General features: G+C 72.3%; 16 protein-coding genes and 1 tRNA gene. 13 read left to right on the top strand and 4 right to left on the bottom strand.

Annotation, left to right across the window (positions count from 1 at the left end):
- The first annotated feature begins 55 nt into the window (after positions 1-55).
- From AA0Z99_RS10315 to AA0Z99_RS10290, 6 genes are all read left to right on the top strand, one after another.
- Positions 56-937, top strand: a complete 882-nt coding sequence (locus AA0Z99_RS10315; protein ID WP_413317041.1) for a TerC family protein — start codon at positions 56-58, stop codon at positions 935-937.
- Positions 938-975: 38 nt separating this feature from the next.
- The gene (locus AA0Z99_RS10310; protein ID WP_413317039.1) at positions 976-1,299 is read left to right on the top strand and encodes a GNAT family N-acetyltransferase; all 324 of its coding nucleotides are present in this window, start codon (positions 976-978) and stop codon (positions 1,297-1,299) included.
- Positions 1,300-1,480: 181 nt separating this feature from the next.
- Positions 1,481-2,032 (top strand): peptide-methionine (S)-S-oxide reductase MsrA, encoded by a 552-nt coding sequence (gene msrA, locus AA0Z99_RS10305; RefSeq protein ID WP_413317037.1) that lies wholly within the window; start codon positions 1,481-1,483, stop codon positions 2,030-2,032.
- A 58-nt stretch (positions 2,033-2,090) separates the two neighbouring features.
- A complete protein-coding gene (locus AA0Z99_RS10300) occupies positions 2,091-2,666 on the top strand; it encodes a hypothetical protein (protein WP_413317035.1) in 576 nt (191 codons plus the stop codon).
- Between the two features lie 67 nt (positions 2,667-2,733).
- Positions 2,734-2,804, top strand: a tRNA-Gly gene (locus AA0Z99_RS10295).
- Between the two features lie 63 nt (positions 2,805-2,867).
- On the top strand, positions 2,868-3,458 hold the full coding sequence (locus AA0Z99_RS10290; RefSeq protein ID WP_413317033.1) for an antibiotic biosynthesis monooxygenase: 591 nt from the start codon (positions 2,868-2,870) through the stop codon (positions 3,456-3,458).
- Positions 3,459-3,462: 4 nt separating this feature from the next.
- On the opposite strand, the gene AA0Z99_RS10285 is transcribed toward AA0Z99_RS10290, so the two are convergent.
- Positions 3,463-4,878, bottom strand: coding sequence for a dihydrolipoyl dehydrogenase family protein (locus tag AA0Z99_RS10285; RefSeq protein ID WP_413317031.1), 1,416 nt, complete (start codon positions 4,876-4,878; stop codon positions 3,463-3,465).
- A 131-nt stretch (positions 4,879-5,009) separates the two neighbouring features.
- On the opposite strand from AA0Z99_RS10285, the gene AA0Z99_RS10280 reads away from it, so the two are divergent.
- Positions 5,010-5,786: an LmeA family phospholipid-binding protein gene (locus AA0Z99_RS10280; RefSeq protein WP_413317029.1), complete on the top strand. Its 777-nt coding sequence runs from the start codon at positions 5,010-5,012 to the stop codon at positions 5,784-5,786.
- An 8-nt stretch (positions 5,787-5,794) separates the two neighbouring features.
- Here the strand turns inward: AA0Z99_RS10280 and AA0Z99_RS10275 are convergent, their stop codons facing one another.
- The 3 genes from AA0Z99_RS10275 to AA0Z99_RS10265 form a co-directional block, all read right to left on the bottom strand.
- Positions 5,795-6,319, bottom strand: a complete 525-nt coding sequence (locus tag AA0Z99_RS10275; RefSeq protein WP_413317028.1) for a hypothetical protein — start codon at positions 6,317-6,319, stop codon at positions 5,795-5,797.
- 46 nt (positions 6,320-6,365) lie between these two features.
- Positions 6,366-7,286 carry an N-acetyltransferase family protein gene (locus tag AA0Z99_RS10270; protein WP_413317026.1) on the bottom strand — a complete coding sequence of 307 codons (921 nt, stop codon included), beginning with the start codon at positions 7,284-7,286 and terminating at the stop codon, positions 6,366-6,368.
- Between the two features lie 216 nt (positions 7,287-7,502).
- Positions 7,503-8,423: an EamA family transporter gene (locus AA0Z99_RS10265; protein ID WP_413317024.1), complete on the bottom strand. Its 921-nt coding sequence runs from the start codon at positions 8,421-8,423 to the stop codon at positions 7,503-7,505.
- Between the two features lie 149 nt (positions 8,424-8,572).
- On the opposite strand from AA0Z99_RS10265, the gene AA0Z99_RS10260 reads away from it, so the two are divergent.
- The 6 genes from AA0Z99_RS10260 (at position 8,573) to treY (ending at position 17,178) form a co-directional block, all read left to right on the top strand.
- Entirely contained in the window at positions 8,573-9,637 is a 1,065-nt protein-coding gene (locus tag AA0Z99_RS10260) for an ABC transporter ATP-binding protein (RefSeq protein ID WP_413317022.1), read from the top strand.
- Positions 9,634-10,668: an ABC transporter permease gene (locus AA0Z99_RS10255; protein WP_413317020.1), complete on the top strand. Its 1,035-nt coding sequence runs from the start codon at positions 9,634-9,636 to the stop codon at positions 10,666-10,668. Before AA0Z99_RS10260 ends, AA0Z99_RS10255 begins: the two co-directional genes overlap by 4 nt.
- Positions 10,665-11,138, top strand: a complete 474-nt coding sequence (locus AA0Z99_RS10250; RefSeq protein WP_413317019.1) for a YbaK/EbsC family protein — start codon at positions 10,665-10,667, stop codon at positions 11,136-11,138. Before AA0Z99_RS10255 ends, AA0Z99_RS10250 begins: the two co-directional genes overlap by 4 nt.
- Before the next feature lie 76 nt (positions 11,139-11,214).
- Entirely contained in the window at positions 11,215-12,498 is a 1,284-nt protein-coding gene (locus AA0Z99_RS10245; protein ID WP_413317017.1) for a glutaminase, read from the top strand.
- Positions 12,499-12,562: 64 nt separating this feature from the next.
- Positions 12,563-14,821: a glycogen debranching protein GlgX gene (gene glgX, locus AA0Z99_RS10240; protein WP_413317016.1), complete on the top strand. Its 2,259-nt coding sequence runs from the start codon at positions 12,563-12,565 to the stop codon at positions 14,819-14,821.
- Between the two features lie 14 nt (positions 14,822-14,835).
- Positions 14,836-17,178 (top strand): malto-oligosyltrehalose synthase, encoded by a 2,343-nt coding sequence (gene treY, locus AA0Z99_RS10235; protein WP_413317014.1) that lies wholly within the window; start codon positions 14,836-14,838, stop codon positions 17,176-17,178.
- Positions 17,179-17,219: the final 41 nt, after the last annotated feature.

Raw genomic sequence — 17,219 nt, 5'->3', positions numbered from 1 at the left:
GCCGCGCGCGGCTCAGGGCGCTTCCGAAGCCTCGGGTGCCTATGATCGACGGCAAATGGACTTCTCCCTCGAATTCACGCCCGACCTCATCGCGGTCTTCCTCACGCTGTTCGTGCTCGAGATCGTGCTCGGCGTCGACAACGTCATCTTCATCTCGATCCTCGCCTCGAAGCTCCCGAAGGAGCAGCAGGCGCGAGCCCGCAACCTCGGCCTCACGCTCGCCATGGTCATGCGCGTCGGCCTCGTGCTGCTGGCCGGCTGGATCATCACCCTCAACGACGACCTCTTCACGCTGTTCGGCATGGGGTTCTCCGGCCGCGAGCTGATCCTCATCGCCGGCGGTGGCTTCCTGCTCTACAAGGCGGTGCACGAGATCCACCTGAAGCTCGAGGGCGAGGAGGAGCACGCCTCCGGCGCGGTCAAGGCGACGTTCGGTGCCGTGCTCGCGCAGATCCTGCTCATGGATCTGGTGTTCTCGCTCGACTCGGTCATCACCGCGGTCGGCATGACGAGCAACATGATCGTGATCATCAGCGCCGTGCTGATCTCCTTCGGCATCCTGCTGTTCTCGGCGAAGTACATCTTCGAGTTCGTGAACCGCCACCCGACGGTCAAGATGCTCGCGCTGTCGTTCCTGCTGCTCATCGGCGTCTTCCTGATCGCCGACGGCTTCGGCTTCCACATCGACAAGGCACTCATCTACGTGCCGATGGCGTTCGCGGTGCTGGTCGAGGGCCTGAACCTGTGGGCGGCGGCGCGCAAGCGCAAGCGCAAGGGCAGCGGCGCCGAGCCGGTGAAGCTGCACGACACCATGAGCCCCGAGAGCGAGCTCGCGGCGGCGACCGGCCAGGGGTCGGCGGCGGTCGACACTGGCGCTCCCGGAACCGCCTCGGCGGACGGCGGCGCGCCGGGCGCGCAGCCGACCGACCGCGCGTGAGCCTTGTCCCCGCCCGCCCCGAGGGGTTGGATGGGGGCATGAGCGATGAGGCCGACAAGGACCACGTGATCGTGGGCGACGACTCCGACCGCAGCCGCTACGAGGCGCACATCGGCGACCGCCTCGCCGGTGTGCTCTCGTACGTGGACGATGCCGACGGCAACCGGGTGCTGCAGCACACCGTGGTCGGCGACGCCTACGGCGGGCACGGCGTCGGCAGTGCGCTCGCGGCCTTCGCGCTCGACCACGCGGCGGAGGCGGGGCGCAAGGTCGTGCCGCAGTGCACCTTCGTGCAGGGCTGGCTCCAGCGCCACCCCGAGCACGAGCCGCTCGTCGCGCACGCGCACGGCGCGACGGGATGAGCGCGACCGGGCGAGGCGCGACGGGCTGAGGCGCCGAGCACGAGAGCGCAGGACGGCTGCGGTGCGGCGATCCCGGAGGCCGATGCGCCATCCGGGATGAGATCCGGCTCCGAAGGCGTTGATGACAGGAGGGCGAGCGCTCGCGAACGAGCGTCGACCTCGATGACGAAGGAGCGATGAGATGACGGACACCGGCACGATCACGCAGACCGAGGGCACCGAGACCGCCGTGCTGGCGGGCGGATGCTTCTGGGGCATGGAGGATCTCATCCGCGCGCGGCCCGGGGTCATCGACACCCGCGTCGGCTACACCGGCGGCAGCAACGCGCACGCCACCTACCGCGATCACCCCGGCCACGCAGAGGCCATCGAGATCGTCTTCGACCCGAAGCGCACGAGCTATCGCGAGATCCTGGAGCTGTTCTTCCAGATCCACGACCCCTCGACGCTGAACCGCCAGGGCAACGACGTCGGCACGAGCTACCGCTCGGCGATCTTCCCGCTCTCGGCGGAGCAGGAGCGCGAGGCGCGCGACACGATCGCCGACGTTGACGCCTCGGCCCTGTGGCCGGGCCCGGTCGTGACCACGATCGAGGCCGCCGGGCCCTTCTGGGAGGCGGAGCCGGAGCACCAGGACTACCTCGAGCGCATCCCCAACGGCTACACCTGCCACTTCGTGCGCCCGAACTGGGTGCTGCCGCGCCGCGAGGCGGCGACGGGGCAGACCGCCTGACCGGTCGCGCCGAGGAGGCTCCCAGCGGGAGACCCGAGGGCGTCGCTAGCGTCGTGGCATGACCGAGCAGCCGTCGCAGCAGCACCCGGGCGTCCCCGCGGGGCCCGCGCAGCCCCCGCACCCCTCGTACCCGCCGGCATACCCGCAGGGATACCCGCAGCAGCACGGCGGCTACGCGCCCGGCGGCGTGCCGCACCGCCCGTCGACGGGTGTGCGCCACTGGGCGCTGCAGCTCCTCGCCTACCTGCCGATCCCGCTGCTGCCGCTGCTGATCGTGCCGCTCGTGCTGCTGGGCGTGCGCGGCGGCGCGGTCCGCAACGGCGGGGTCGATGAGGCGAACTCCCGCGGCTCGCTCAACTGGTCGTTGACGTGGCTGGCGTCGGTGCTGGTCACGGCGACGCTGCACTTCGTGCTGCTGTTCGCGCTCACGAGCGGCGGCAGCGTCTCCGGCGCATCGCCGCAGGGGATCGTGCTCGCGATCACCGCCAGCCTCCTCGGCGTCGCCTACATCGGCGGCGGCATCATGACGCTCGTCAACCTGATCCGCGGTTGGAGCGCCGCAGCCCGCGGCGAGGCCGCTGGCCCGCTGCTCGCGATCCCCTTCCTGCGCGCACGGGCGCGCGTCGACCGCTGACCGGCACCGCCCGGTGCGCCCCCGCAGCCGCGGTGGCGTAGGATGGGCGCAGCCGCTTCGGCGGTGCGCGGATGTAGTTCAATGGCAGAACTTCAGCTTCCCAAGCTGATAGCGCGGGTTCGATTCCCGTCATCCGCTCCGAAGGCCAGCGCATCGGTCCCCGACATGCGCGCGAAACAGCACATCTGCCACGGTGGAGGCATGGAGCAGGCACCGATCACGGTCGCGATCGAGCGCGTCGTCGATCCGAGCATGGATCGCTACGCGCAGGCGTGGTCGCAGCACGGCGTCGATCTGGCCTCGCGGTTCGAGGGGTTCCTCGGCGCCGGCTGGGTGCGCGAATCGCTGCGCACACCGCGCTGGCACATGATCTACCGCTTCGAGGATCGCGGCTCGCTCGACGCCTGGGAGCAGAGCCCGGAGCGTCAGCAGTGGCTCGCCGGCGGCGCCAGCTTCGCCAAGGAGTCGCGCATCGAGCGCCGCTCCGGGATCGAGGGCTGGTTCGACGCGCCAGCCGGGGTGGTGATGGAGGACGACGTGCGGGTCGAGATCCGGCAGGTCACCGCGGCGCCGCCGGTGTGGAAGCAGATGATCGTCGTGTGGCTCGCGTTCTTCCCGATGAACGTGCTCGTGACGTGGCTGCTGGGGCTGATCCCCGGGTTCGGCGAGCTGGTGCTCCCGCTGCGGCTGCTCATCTCCACCGTCATCCTGACGCCGATCATGGTGGGGCTGATCCTGCCGCTCATCACCCGGCTCGCGTCGCCGTGGCTGCACCCGCGCCGCGACCGCTGAGGGCTCAGGCGGGGCGGCCGTAGGCCTCGAGCCAGCGGAGCCAGACCTCGCTGACCGTGGGGTACGGCGGCACGGCGTGCCAGAGGCGGTCGAGCGGGACCTCTCCGACGATCGCGATGGTCGCCGAGTGCAGCAGCTCGGCGACATCCGGGCCGACGAACGTCGCGCCGATGAGGATCCCGCGGTCCTCGTCGACGATCGCCCGGGCCTTGCCCTCGTAGTGGTCGGCGCGGGTGGCGGCGCCCGCGATCGACGCGAGGTCGTGGTCGAGGACTCGGATGCGGTGGCCCGCGGCGCGAGCCGCGCTCTCGGTGAGCCCGACGGACGCCACCTCGGGGTCGGTGAAGGTCACCTGCGGGACGTGCGCGTGATCCGCGGTGGCGACGTGGGCACCCCACGGCGCGTCGTGGATGGGCAAGCCCTTCGCGCGCGCGGCGATCGCGTCGCCGGCGGCGCGCGCCTGGTACTTGCCCTGGTGGGTGAGCAGCGCGCGGTGGTTGACGTCGCCGACCGCGTACAGCCAGTCGAAGCCCTGCACGCGCATGGTGTCGTCCACATCCAGCCAGCGACCCGGCTCGATGCCGATGCGGTCGAGCCCGAGGTCGCCCGTGCGCGGCGTCCGCCCGACGGCGATCAGCACCTCGTCCGCGGCGACGCGCTCGCCGTCCGAGAGGTCGAGCTGGGCGGTCTCGCCGGTGCGGCGCGCTCCGCGCACCTCGACGCCGGTGAGGATGCGCACGCCCAGCTGCTCGAGGGAGGCTGCGACCAGCTCGCCGGCGAACGGCTCCATCTGCTGCAGCAGCGCACCGCGCACGATGAGGGTGACCCGGGAGCCCAGGCCGGCGTAGGCGGTGGCCATCTCGGCGCCGACGACGCCGCCGCCGAGGATCGCGAGCGAAGCGGGCACGTGCGTCGCGGTAGTGGCGTCGCGGCTCGTCCACGGCTCGATCTCGGCGAGTCCCGGGATGTCGGGCAGCAGCGCTGCGGAGCCGGTGGCGATCACCACCGCCTGCCGGGCCGTCAGCTCGGTGACCGCGCCGTCCGGCGCCGTCACCTGCATCCGCTTGACCCCGGTGAGCGTGGCGTGGCCGCGCACCAGGTCGATGCCCGCGCCCTCCAGCCACTGCACCTGCGAGGCATCGTCGCGGCCGTTCGTGATCCGATCCCGCCGGCGCAGCACCGCGGCGGCATCCACCCCGCCGGTGATGGCCTGCGTCGCGCCCTCCACATCCTGTGCTGCCCGCAGCGCCGCTGCGCTGCGCAGCAGCGCCTTCGACGGCATGCAGGCCCAGTAGGAGCACTCGCCGCCGACCAGCTCGGCCTCGACGATGGCGGTCGTCAAGCCGCCCTGGACGGCACGATCGGCGACGTTCTCGCCCACCGCGCCGGCACCGATCACGATGACGTCGTACTCAGGCATGTGGCTCTCCTCGCTCCTGCGCTCGGCGACCGTCGCGGTCGCGCCAAGCACACCGTACGTCGTGCGGGTGACCGGTCGGCAACGCCTCGACCCGAATCGCGCGCTCACCGCCGCGCGTCTACGCTTTCCCCATGACTGCGAGCTCCAGCGGCGAGGTCCGAGCGCAGCCCCGCCGAGGGCGCTGGCTGATCGTGCTCGGCGTCGTGGTCGTGCTCGTGGCGGCGCTCGCGGCGGTCGCCGAGCTGATCGCGCGCCAGGTGGTGCCGGATACCGTGCGGTCCACCGTCGTGGAGCAGCTGGGGCTGCCCGCCGATCAGGCCATGGAGGTCCAGGTCGACGGCATCCTCGTGCCGCAGCTGATCGCCGGCGTGCTCACGGACGTGCGCATCGCCGCCGACGACGTCGCGGTCGGCTCGTTCAGCGGCGACGTCACGGCCCAGGCCGACGGCGTGCCGATCCGAGGCGGCGCAGCCGAGGGCGGCTCGGCGCAGGTGCGCATGAGCACCGAGCAGCTGCGAGCGCTGCTGTCGACGATCGACGGGTTCCCCGCCGAGTCGATCGAGCTCGATGCGCCGAACGTCACCGCGTCGACCGAGGTCGACCTCCTGGGCGCCGCGATCCCGCTCGGCCTCGTGCTCGCGCCGAGCGCCGCCGAGGGCGAGCTGCTGCTCGCTCCCGTCGAGGGCACGGTCGGCGAGGTGACGGTCACCGCAGACCAGCTGCGGCAGCAGCTCGGCGGGCTGCTCGAGCCGCTGCTGCAGGAGCGCAGCGTCTGCATCGCGTCGTCGCTGCCCGCGGCGCTCACCCTGCGGTCGATCGAGGTCGTCGGCGACGAGCTCGTCGCGGGCTTCGCGATCGACGGCGGCATCATCAGCGACCCCGCCCTGCAGGCCAACGGCACCTGCTGAGCCGAGGCTCAGTCGGGCAGCGTCAGCGGCTGGAGCACGCCCAGCTCGAGCCACGTCAGCGGCGCCACGACCGACAGCGCCGCGATGAGCGCGAGCGTCAGCACCACCACCACGTACTGCACCCGTCGCCGCCCGTGCGAGATGCGCCGGAACCCCCACGCGATCGGCAGCCCGACGAGCGCCACCATGATCGCGATGGTCGGTGCCACCCAGTGCGGCACGCAGGCGAGGGCCGCCAGCAGCGCGAGTCCGAGCGCGATCGGCAGCATCGACGGCTCCCGGCGTGCGGTGCCGGCCTCCTCCGGCGGCGCGATCCACGGCACGGCCGGCGGCGCGAGCTCCGAGGGCGGCACGGCGGATGCGCCCGCCGAGCCCGAGGGTCGCACCGCCCCGCGCGTCCACGGCGCTGCGGGCGAGGCTCCCGGTTCGTCGCGGGCGGCGTCGCGGCGCCCCCGCTCGTGCCCCGCCTCGTCGCGCGCAGCCGGATGCCCCGGCGGCGCCCACCGCCGGGCATCCTCGTCGCGCTCGCCCACGCATCCATCCTCGCAGTCGAGGGCGCCGCGCGGGCGGGCGGCGAGCTCAGGGCAGGTGCAGGTCGACGCGCGTCTCGGTCGCTCGCCAGCCCTCCGCTGCGAAGGCGCGCTGCATCGGCGCGTTCGCGTCGTCGGTGTCGGCGATGAGCGTGAGCGCTCCCTCGGCGAGCAGGCCGGCGGTCGCCGCTGCCACCAGCGCGCGACCGATCCCGCGCCCGCGCGCTGCGGCCTCGACGCCGACCTGCAGCACGAAGCCGCTGCGGCTCGGCACGGTCAGCCAGGAGACGAGGCCGAGGTCGTGCCCGTCGTCGCTCGCGAACCGGATGCAGTCGATCGGATCCGCCTCGAGCAGCTCGCGCGCCCACCGCTGGGCCGCGACCTCGAGGCCGTGCTCGGCGACCGCTGCCTGATCGCGCACGTCGAGCGATCCCGGCAGCACCCGCTCGAGCAGCGCGACCAGGCGCTCCTCGTCGCCGCTGCTGGCGCGCTCGAGGCGCAGGTCGGGCGTCGCCCGGGCGGTGAGGGCTGACGCGGCGAGCTCGTAGTGCCGCCGCGTGACGAGCAGCCGCCAGCCGGCCGCCTCGAGCTGGCCGAGCAGCGACCGCACCGCCGGATCCTCCAGCGGCGCCTTGGCCGGGGCGCCGAAGGACACCTCGGCCTCCTCGCTCGGCAGCGCCCACTCGGTCGCGCGCCTGATGAGGGCGGCGGATGCGCCGGGGTCGTCAGGCAGCGCCAGCACGTCGATGAGGCGCGCCGAGCCGAAGTCTCGAGCGGCGACCAGGCCGAGCACGCGCTCGCCCTCGGTCGCCGCCCACACGAGGTCGGGTCGGCGGTGACCGCGCGCCAGGGTGCGGTCGATGGCGTCGGGCGCGAGCCTCGCGCGGTTGGCGGGGGTGTCGATCATGGGTGCGCTGGCCAGCAGCCAGCGCTTCGCCTCGTCGATCGAGGCAGGGGAGCGGAGCTCCATGGATCCTCCAGACGGCGGCGGCGTCGAGCGCCGACCGCGCAGTGCCTGCCGGCCCCGGGGCGTGCGCGTCGTGTCAGGAGCGCGGTCCGAGGGCGGCGGTGTGCAGTGGTGCGGATGCGATGCGTGTGCGCACGGGTGCCTCCTCTCGGCAGCCCGGGCCGCGCTGCGGCCGGGGTGCTGCGAGCGTAGCGCGCGTGCAGCGGTGCGCGACACCCCTCACGGCACTAGCGGCACCTGACCCGTCCCCGGCGGCATCGCCCGCCCCCGTGCCGCGGTCACGGCGACGCCCGTGGAGGCGATGATCACGAGCGCGATCGCGAGCAGGTCCCACACCGTCAGCAGCTCGCTGAGCACAAGGAACGCGAAGATCGCCGCAGCAGCGGGCTCGGCCGCCATCATGATCCCGAAGACCCGCGTGGGCACGCGGCGCAGCGCCAGCATCTCGAGCCCGTAGGCGATCGCGCTCGAGAGCATCGCGACCCCGAACGCCGGCAGCAGCACGCTCGCATCGGCCGCGACCGACCCGACCGCGCCGGCGATGCCGAACGGCAGCACCCCGACCGTGCCGATGACGAGCGCGCCGGCGAGGCCGCCGACGCCGGGCACGTGCCTGCCGACCGAGGCCGAGGCGAGGATGTACGCGGCCCAGCAGCCGCCGGCCGCGAGCGCGAGCACCACGCCGAGCGGGTCGAGGTCGCCGCCGATCGACTGCACGCCGATCACGCCGACGCCGACGGCGGCGATCCCCACCCATGCGACGTCGATGGCTCGACGCGACTGCACGAGCGCGAGCACGAGCGGCCCGATCAGCTCGAGCGTCACGGCCACCGCGATCGGGATCCGCGGCAGCGCGAGGTAGAACAGCAGGTTCATCGCCGCGAGCGAGAGCCCGAGCAGGACGATCGATCGCCACGCCGCGCGATCCCAGGAGCGGATGCGCGGCCTCGCCACGAGCAGCATCACGAGTGCCGCGAACGCGAGCCGCAGCAGCGTCAGCCCGGCAGGGTCGATGCGGTCGAACAGCGTCTTCGCGATCGACGCGCCGAGCTGCACCGATGCGATCGCGCCGAGCACGAGGGCGACACCGGCGATCGTGCCGCTGCCGCGCACGCCGCCGGTGCTGGAGATGCCTGCCACCGCCTCAGCCTAGAGGCGGCTGCGCGGTCGCGCTGCGCCCGGCAGGCGCCGGACGGTGCGCGCCGGGGGACGCGCTCAGGGTCATCCGCTCGACGGATCTTTCAGGCGGGGCTCCCCGGGCGGCATCGGTTCGCGGGCATGATGTGGCCATGCAGCAATCGCAGTCCCCTGCAGCGCCCGAGGGATCGGACGTGCCGGCGCCGATCCCCGCATCCGCCCCGCCCGTCTTCGTCGATCCGCTGCTGCAGGAGGAGCGGCTGCCCGGCCCCGATGCCGGCGGCATCCTGGTCGACGGCGTCGCCCGCAGCTTCGGGAGCGTGCAGGCGGTGCGGCAGATGACCTTCCACGCGAAGCCCGGCCGCGTGACCGGGCTCATCGGGCCGAACGGGGCGGGCAAGACGACGCTGCTGCTCATGCTCGCCTCCCTGCTCGCGCCCGATGCGGGTGCGATCCGCATCGACGGGGCCGATCCCGTGCGCGATCCCCGCGCCGTGCGACGGGCGATGGGGTGGATGCCGGATGTCCTGGGCTCCTGGCGCACGCTCACGCCGCACACGATCCTCACGACCGTCGGCCGGCTGCACGGCATGCCGAAGGCCGACGCGAGCGAGCGAGCCGACGAGCTGATCATCGTCGCCCGGCTCGAGGAGCTCGCCGATCGCCCGAGCCGAGTGCTCTCGCGCGGTCAGCAGCAGCGCCTCGGCCTCGCCCGAGCGCTCGTGCACCGGCCGCGGGTGCTGCTGCTCGACGAGCCGGCGGCCGGCCTCGACCCCACCTCGCGCGTCGAGCTGCGCGAGCTGCTGCGCGACTTCGCGGCCGAGGGAGGCACCGTGCTCATCTCCAGCCACGACCTCTCCGAGCTCGACGAGATGGCGCAGGATGCCGTCTTCGTCGACCGCGGCGAGGTCGTCGGCGGCGAGCGGCTCGTGCTCGCGAAGCAGGCCTCTCGCGAGTGGCGCATCAAGGCACTCGCCCGCGACGCGGGGCAGGCGTCGGCGCTCAGCTTCCAGCTCGCGAGCATCGGCGTCGCCTTCGACCGCGTGCGCATCGACGGCGACGTCGCGCACGTCGCGCTCGACAGCGAGGCCGACGCGGCCGACCTGCTGGCGCGGCTCGTGCAGGGGGGTGTGCCGGTGACGCACTTCGCTCCGGCGGTCGGCGAGATCGAGCGCACCTACCTCGGGCTCTCCGGCGACCGCGGGGGTGCGCGATGAGCGCCTGGATGCGCATGCTCGGCGTCGTCGTCGGGCTGGAGCTCAAGCAGCGCGTGCGCTCCGTCGCCTGGTACGTGCTGCTGGGCATCGTGGCGATCGTCGTCGGCGGCGTCATCGTCGTGCTGTTCCTGTCGCTGCAGGGCTACCAGCGCGACCTCGGCAACGCGATCTTCGCGATGACGATCTTCCTGGTGCTGCTCGTCACCTCGCTCGTCACACCCGCGCTGTCGGGCAACGCCATCAACGGCGACCGCGACGCGGGCACGCTCGCCTCCACCCAGGTGACGCAGGTCTCCAGCGCCCAGCTCGTGCTGGGCAAGGTCATCGGCTCCTGGATCGCCTCCCTCGGCTTCCTGGCGGTGTGCGTGCCCTTCATGGTCGCCGCGGCACTGCTCGGCGGGCTGCGCATCGAGGCGGTGGCGATCTCGATCTCGCTGCTCGTGCTCGAGATCGGCGTCATCTCCGCCATCGGCGTCGGCCTCTCCGGGGTGATCCGCAAGCCGGTGCTCTCCACCGTCGTCACCTACCTCGTGGTGGCCACCTTCTCCGTCGGCACCCTGATCGGCTTCGGGGTCGGCGCCTTCGCCTTCCAGACCACCGAGACGCGCAACGAGATCGAGTACGGCTACGACGAGCAGACCGACGAGTCGACGTGCCGCGTCACCGACCAGACCTACGAGACGGTCGTGCAGCGGCCCGATCGCGCCTGGTGGCTGCTGGCGGCGAACCCGTACGTGATCGTGGCCGACGCCATCCCGCCGCAGCTGAACGCCGACGGCTACCCGGGCGACCTCTTCGGTCAGATCGCCTTCGGCGTGCGCGTCGCGCAGCTGCCGCCCATGGTCGAGTCCTGCGTCGGCTACAGCGCCGAGTACGAGGATCCGTACGACGACCTGTGGGAGCGCACCGCGCCCAGCTGGTTCGTCGGCATGTCCATCCACGTCGCGCTCGCGGCGCTCGCGGTCTGGGGCGCGGTCGGCGCGGTGCGCTCGCCCGCGCGCACGCTCGCACCCGGGAGCCGCATCGCATGATGCTCCCGCCCAGGGCCGAGGCCGTCAGGCTCCAGCTGCTCGAGCACGGCATCGACCGCGAGATCCTGCGGTTCCCCGACGGCGTGCACACCGCGAAGGCCGCGGCGGCGGCCCTCGGCATCGAGGTCGGCGCGATCGCCAACTCGCTCATCTTCTGGATGTCGGAGGCGCCGCTGCTCGTCATGACCTCGGGCCGCCACCGCGTCGACACCGTCGCGCTCGCCGAGCAGCTGGGGGCCGGCGCGATCGAGCGGGCCACGCCGGCGCAGGTGCGCGAGGCGACGGGCCAGGTGATCGGCGGCGTCGCGCCGCTGGGGCATCCCGCGCGCATCCGCACGATCGTCGACGTGGCGCTGCGGGACTACCCGGAGCTCTCGGCTGCGGCGGGCACGCCCGAGACGGTCTTCATGCTGACCTACGCCGAGCTGCTGCGCATCACGGGCGGCGAGGAGCGCGTGGTCGGCGACTGAGGACGACGGCCGGCCGCGCGTGAGCGCCTGGGGAGACCGCCGCGCCGGCCCCGCGCGCCTGTGCCAGCATCAGGGCATGCAGACGCCGATGATCGACTACTTGCACCTCCTGCTCGACTCGCTCGGCGACGACTCGGGTGAGGTCGCCGGCTACATCCCCGAGCTCGCCCACGCCGACCCGGATCGGCTGGCGGTCGCGGTCTCGACGCTCGACGGGGAGGTCTACGTCGCCGGCGACGCCGACGTCGAGTTCACCATCCAATCCATCTCGAAGCCGTTCACCTACGCGCTCGCGATCGCCGACCGGGGGATCGGCGCGGTGCTCGAGCACATCGACGTCGAGCCCTCCGGCGACGCGTTCAACGAGATCTCCCTCGACCGGGAGACGGGTCGCCCCAGGAACCCGATGATCAACGCTGGCGCGATCGCCGCGCACGCCCTGGTGCGCGGCGACGACGCCGATGCGCGGTTCGAGCGCATCCTCGAGCTCTCCAGCCGCCTCGCGGGGCGCCGGCTGAGCGTGGCGGAGGACGTCTTCGAGTCCGAGCTCTCGGAAGCCGACCGCAACATGGGCCTCGCCTACATGATGCGCACGGCAGGCACGCTCGACGGCGACCCCGCCGACATCGTCCGCGGCTACACCCGGCAGTGCTCCGTGCTGGTCACCGTGCGCGACCTCGCACGGATGGCGGCGGTGCTCGCGACCGGCGGGAGGACGCCGCAGGGCGAGCAGGTGATCGACCCGATCGTGAACCGCCAGGTGCTCAGCGTCATGGCGACGTGCGGCATGTACAACTCCGCCGGCGACTGGCTCACCTCGGTCGGCATCCCCGCGAAGAGCGGGGTCGCCGGCGGGCTCATGGGCGTGCTGCCGAGCCAGATCGGCATCGCGGCCTTCTCGCCGCGGCTCGACGCCCACGGGAACAGCGCGCGCGGCGTGCGGATCTTCGAGCGGCTCAACCACGACATGGATCTGCACCTCATGGCTGCGTCGGGGGCCTCCCAGTCGGTGTCGCGACGGCGCGAGCGGGCGGGCGTGCCGGTGCACGAGATCATGGGCGACCTGCACATCGTGGAGGCGGAGCAGGTGCTGCGCGCCTTCGCCGAGGAGCCGATCAGCGACGCTCCCATCGTCATCGACCTCGACCGCGTGCACCGCACCAACGACATCGCCAAGCGGATGGTGCTGGAGGGCATCCGGCGGTTGCACCTCGACGGGCACGACGTGCGGGTCGTGGACCCCTGGGCGGTGCTCGGCAGCGCTGAGACCGGCTCGGGCGAGCTCGTCCGCGGCGAGCAGGCGCACGGCGGGTACGTGCCGCGCTCGTTCGCAGACGTCGCAGCCGCCGTGGGCGGCTGACGAGCCGCGCGTCGCCGCTCCGGGACTCAGGAGTTCGCCACTCGTCCCCCATACACTCGGCAGAGTGACTGACACGACCCCTGATCTCCCGGTGTGGCCGGGAGACGCCTACCCGCTCGGCGCCACGTTCGACGGCACCGGCACCAACTTCGCACTCTTCACCGAGTCGGCCGAGAAGGTCGAGCTGTGCCTCTTCGACGAGGACGACGTCGAGACGCGCGTCGAGCTGCGGGAGGTCGACGCCTACGTCTGGCACGGCTACCTGCCGACGGTGCAGCCCGGCCAGCGCTACGGCTACCGCGTGCACGGCCCCTACGAGCCCGAGCGCGGCCTGCGGCACAACCCCAACAAGCTGCTCCTCGACCCCTACGCGAAGGCGACCAGCGGCACGATCACGTGGGGCCAGCCGCTCCACAGCTACGACTTCGGCGACCCGCTCAGCCGCAACGACGACGACTCCGCCAGCAACATGGTCAAGGGCGTCGTCATCAACCCCTTCTTCGACTGGACGGGCGACCGCTACCCGCGCACGCCCTACAACGAGACCGTCATCTACGAGGCGCACGTCAAGGGCCTGACGCAGACCCACCCCGACCTGCCCGAGTCGCTGCGCGGCACCTACGCGGGCCTCGCGCATCCGTCGATCATCAGCCACCTGCAGAAGATCGGCGTGACCGCCCTCGAGCTGATGCCCGTGCACCAGTTCGTGCACGACGCGACGCTCGCCGAGAAGGGGCTGCGCAACTACTGGGGCTACAACACGCTCAGCTTCTTCGCCCCGCACGCCGACTACGCCGGCACCGGCGAGCTCGGCCAGCAGGTGCAGGAGTTCAAGGCGATGGTGAAGGCCATGCACGCCGCCGGCATCGAGGTGATCCTCGACGTCGTCTACAACCACACGGCGGAGGGCAACCACCTCGGCCCGACGCTCAGCTGGCGCGGCATCGACAACCAGGCCTACTACCGCCTGGTCGAGGGCGACGAGCAGCACTACATGGACTACACGGGCACGGGCAACAGCCTCAACGTCGCGCACCCGCACTCGCTGCAGATGATCATGGACAGCCTGCGCTACTGGGTCACCGAGATGCACGTCGACGGCTTCCGCTTCGACCTCGCCGCGACCCTCGCGCGCGAGTTCTACGACGTCGACAAGCTGTCGACCTTCTTCGAGCTCGTGCAGCAGGATCCGGTGATCAGCCAGGTCAAGCTCATCGCCGAGCCGTGGGACATCGGCCCGGGCGGCTACCAGGTCGGCAACTTCCCCCCGCAGTGGACCGAGTGGAACGGCAAGTACCGCGACCAGGTGCGCGACTTCTGGCGCGGTGAGCCCACGGCGCTCGGCGAGTTCGCCAGCCGGCTGGCCGGCTCCGCCGACCTGTACGAGCACTCGGGGCGGCGACCGGTCGCATCCATCAACTTCGTCACCGCGCACGACGGCTTCACGCTCCGCGACCTCGTCAGCTACAACGAGAAGCACAACGACGCCAATGGCGAGGACGGCAACGACGGCGAGAGCCACAACCGCTCGTACAACTACGGCGCCGAGGGCCCGACCGACGACCCTGAGATCCTGCGGGTGCGGGCTCGTCAGCAGCGCAACTTCATCGCCACGCTGCTGCTGAGCCAGGGCGTGCCGATGCTGCTGCACGGCGACGAGCTCGGCCGCACCCAGCAGGGCAACAACAACACCTACGCGCAGGACTCGGAGCTCAGCTGGATCGATTGGGAGAGCATCGACCAGCCGCTCATCGAGTTCACGGCGGCGGTCGCCAAGCTGCGGCAGGATCACCCCACCTTCCGTCGCAAGCGGTTCTTCACCGGCAAGACCGTGCGCACGGGCGACGGCGAGCGCCTCAACGACATCGTGTGGCTGCGCGTCGACGGCACCCCCATGGAGGACGGCGACTGGCAGGAGGCGGAGGCCGAGAAGACGCTCGGCATGTACCTCAACGGCCACGGGATCGCCGGTCGCGGCGACCGCGGCGAGGTCATCACCGACAACCACTTCCTGATCTACTGCAACGCCTCGGAGGAGGAGCGCGAGGTCGTGTTCCCGCCGAGCGAGTACGCGAAGGCGTGGGATGTGCTGATCGACACGAGCGCGCAGGAGGAGCGGCAGGGACCGATCGAGGCAGGCGAGACGGGCCGTCTCGCCCCGCGCACGATCGCGGTGCTGCGCGAGCACGTGCCGCCGGTCGAGCACGACTACTCGGTGTCTGCCTCGATCGCCGCCGCGACCGGCTCCATCACCATCATCGAGGCGTCGCAGGCCGACCACCGCCCGCTCAACGCGAGCGGCGAGCGGCCCTCGGACGACTGACCCAAGGAGAGCACGTGCGCACGCCGCAGAGCACCTACCGACTGCAGATCACCCAGACGTTCACGCTGTTCGACGCTGCCGAACGGCTCGAGGCGCTGGCCGACCTCGGTGTCGACTGGGTGTACCTGTCGCCCATCCTGCAGGCCGAGCCGGGCAGCGACCACGGCTACGACGTCGTCTCGCACGAGCGGGTCGACGAGTCGCGCGGCGGTGCTGAGGGGCTGGATGCGGTGGCGCGCGAGGCGCGCAGGCTCGGCATGGGCGTGCTGGTCGACATCGTGCCCAACCACATGGGCGTCGCGACGCCCGAGCACAACGCGTGGTGGTGGCAGCTGCTGCGCGAGGGGCGCGAGAGCGCCGTGGCATCGGCGTTCGACATCGATTGGGCGGCCGGGGGCGACAGGCTGCTGCTGCCGATCGTCGGCGACGACGACTGGTCGGAGGACGGCGCGGTCGCGCACCTGGAGCTCGAGCACGACGCGAGCGGCGAGGCCGTCGCGCTGCGCTACTGGGACACCCGGCTGCCCGTCGCGGCCGGCACGGGGAGCGGCACGCCCCAGGAGGTGCTCGAGCGCCAGCACTACCGGCTCGGCCACTGGAAGCAGGGCGACGACCAGCTGAACTACCGCCGGTTCTTCGCGGTGACGACGCTCGCGGCGGTGCGCGTCGAGCTGCCGGAGGTGTTCGCGTCGACCCATGTCGAGATCGAGCGCTGGTTCGACGACAGCCTCGTGCAGGGCCTGCGCGTGGACCACCCGGATGGCCTGCGCGATCCGGCCGGCTACCTCGAGGACCTCGACCGGATCACGGGCGGCGCGTTCGTACTGGTCGAGAAGATCCTCGAGCCCGGGGAGCAGCTGCCCCGCTGGGCGACCGCGGGCACCACCGGCTACGACACCCTCGGCGCCATCGACCGGGTGCTCACCGACGCATCCGCCGCCGATGCCCTCGACGCGCTCGACGCGCGCCTGCGCGGCGGCGACGCGGTCGACTGGGCCGAGCTGACGCATCGCACCAAGCGGCGCATCGCCGACACGATCCTGCGCGCGGAGGTGCTGCGGCTCGAGCGCGAGGTGCGCGCGTCCGTCGGCGACGGCACGCCGGCCGACGCCGCCGACGCGATCGCCGAGCTGCTCGCGTGCTTCCCGGTCTACCGCTCCTACCTTCCCGAGGGGCGCGAGCACCTCGGCACCGCGGCCGAGCGCGCGAAGCACTACCGGCCAGACCTCTCCGACACGATCGACGCGCTGCTGTCCGTGCTCGGCGACCCGCGCCAGCCCGCTGCCCTGCGCTTCCAGCAGACGAGCGGCATGGTGATGGCGAAGGGCGTCGAGGACACCGCGTTCTACCGCTACTCGCGACTCACGAGCCTCAACGAGGTGGGCGGCGACCCCGAGGTCTTCGCGGTCGAGCCGACCGACTTCCACGCGCTCATGGCGCAGCGCCAGGCCGAGTGGCCGCAGGCGATGAACGCCCTCTCGACCCACGACACGAAGCGCGGCGAGGATGTGCGCGCGCGCATCACGACGATCGCCGAGCTGCCGACCGCGTGGGAGGAGCTGCTCGACAAGCTGCTCGTCTTCGCACCGCGACAGGGCCGAGCCTTCGTCAACCTGCTGCTGCAGGCGGTCGTGGGCGCGTGGCCGGCGAGCGAGGATCGCCTCATCGCCTACATGGAGAAGGCGGCGCGCGAGGCCGACGCGATCACCCACTGGACCGATCCCGACACCCGCTTCGAGTCGCACCTGGCCGAGCTGGTGCGCAACGTCCTGGCAGAGCCGGCGCGCAGCGACGTCGAGGCCTTCCTGGCTGCGACCGAGGCGGGCTTCCGCGCGAACGTGCTGTCGGCCAAGCTGCTCAACCTCACGATCCCCGGATTCCCCGACGTCTATCAAGGGTCGGAGGCGCTCGAGCAGTCGCTCGTCGACCCCGACAACCGCAGGCCCATCGACTGGGAGCGCATGGATGCGCTGCGCGCGCAGGCGCACGAGCCGCTCTCCGGCGCGTGGTCGGCGGAGGCGGATCTCGAGGTGGCGAAGACCCGCCTGGTGCGCGAGGCGCTGCGCCTCCGGCGCGAGCACCCGGAGCGCTTCACCGAGTACGCGCCGCTGCTCGCGCACGGCGACGCCGCTGCGCACGCGATCGCCTACGACCGCGGGGGAGCGGTGGCGATCGCGACGCGGCTGCCCATCGCGCTCGAGGCGCGCGGGGGCTGGGGCGACACCACGCTGCAGCTGCCCGAGGTCGACGGCGGATGGCGCGAGCTGCTGACGGGCCGCGAGGTCGCCGGTGGTGAGGTGTCGCTGGCCGAGCTGCTCGGCGGGCTGCCGGTCGCGCTCCTGACGCGGGCCTCGTAGCGCCTGGTCCGCCGGCGCCCGCTCAGCCCCCTCGGAGCCGC

Source organism: Agrococcus phoenicis (assembly GCF_047302415.1).
Taxonomy (GTDB): domain Bacteria; phylum Actinomycetota; class Actinomycetes; order Actinomycetales; family Microbacteriaceae; genus Agrococcus.
The sequence above is the reverse complement of the archived record's forward strand: the minus strand, read 5'-3'. Positions and strand labels throughout refer to the sequence as shown.

Bases quoted from the DNA above. Each gene is read 5' to 3' on its own strand.
- AA0Z99_RS10315 (WP_413317041.1), top strand. From the start codon at position 56: ATGGACTTCTCCCTCGAATTCACGCCCGACCTCATCGCGGTCTTCCTC.
- AA0Z99_RS10310 (WP_413317039.1), top strand. From the start codon at position 976: ATGAGCGATGAGGCCGACAAGGACCACGTGATCGTGGGCGACGACTCC.
- msrA (WP_413317037.1), top strand. From the start codon at position 1,481: ATGACGGACACCGGCACGATCACGCAGACCGAGGGCACCGAGACCGCC.
- AA0Z99_RS10300 (WP_413317035.1), top strand. From the start codon at position 2,091: ATGACCGAGCAGCCGTCGCAGCAGCACCCGGGCGTCCCCGCGGGGCCC.
- AA0Z99_RS10290 (WP_413317033.1), top strand. From the start codon at position 2,868: ATGGAGCAGGCACCGATCACGGTCGCGATCGAGCGCGTCGTCGATCCG.
- AA0Z99_RS10285 (WP_413317031.1), bottom strand. From the start codon at position 4,878: ATGCCTGAGTACGACGTCATCGTGATCGGTGCCGGCGCGGTGGGCGAG.
- AA0Z99_RS10280 (WP_413317029.1), top strand. From the start codon at position 5,010: ATGACTGCGAGCTCCAGCGGCGAGGTCCGAGCGCAGCCCCGCCGAGGG.
- AA0Z99_RS10270 (WP_413317026.1), bottom strand. From the start codon at position 7,286: ATGGAGCTCCGCTCCCCTGCCTCGATCGACGAGGCGAAGCGCTGGCTG.
- AA0Z99_RS10260 (WP_413317022.1), top strand. From the start codon at position 8,573: ATGCAGCAATCGCAGTCCCCTGCAGCGCCCGAGGGATCGGACGTGCCG.
- AA0Z99_RS10255 (WP_413317020.1), top strand. From the start codon at position 9,634: ATGAGCGCCTGGATGCGCATGCTCGGCGTCGTCGTCGGGCTGGAGCTC.
- AA0Z99_RS10250 (WP_413317019.1), top strand. From the start codon at position 10,665: ATGATGCTCCCGCCCAGGGCCGAGGCCGTCAGGCTCCAGCTGCTCGAG.
- AA0Z99_RS10245 (WP_413317017.1), top strand. From the start codon at position 11,215: ATGCAGACGCCGATGATCGACTACTTGCACCTCCTGCTCGACTCGCTC.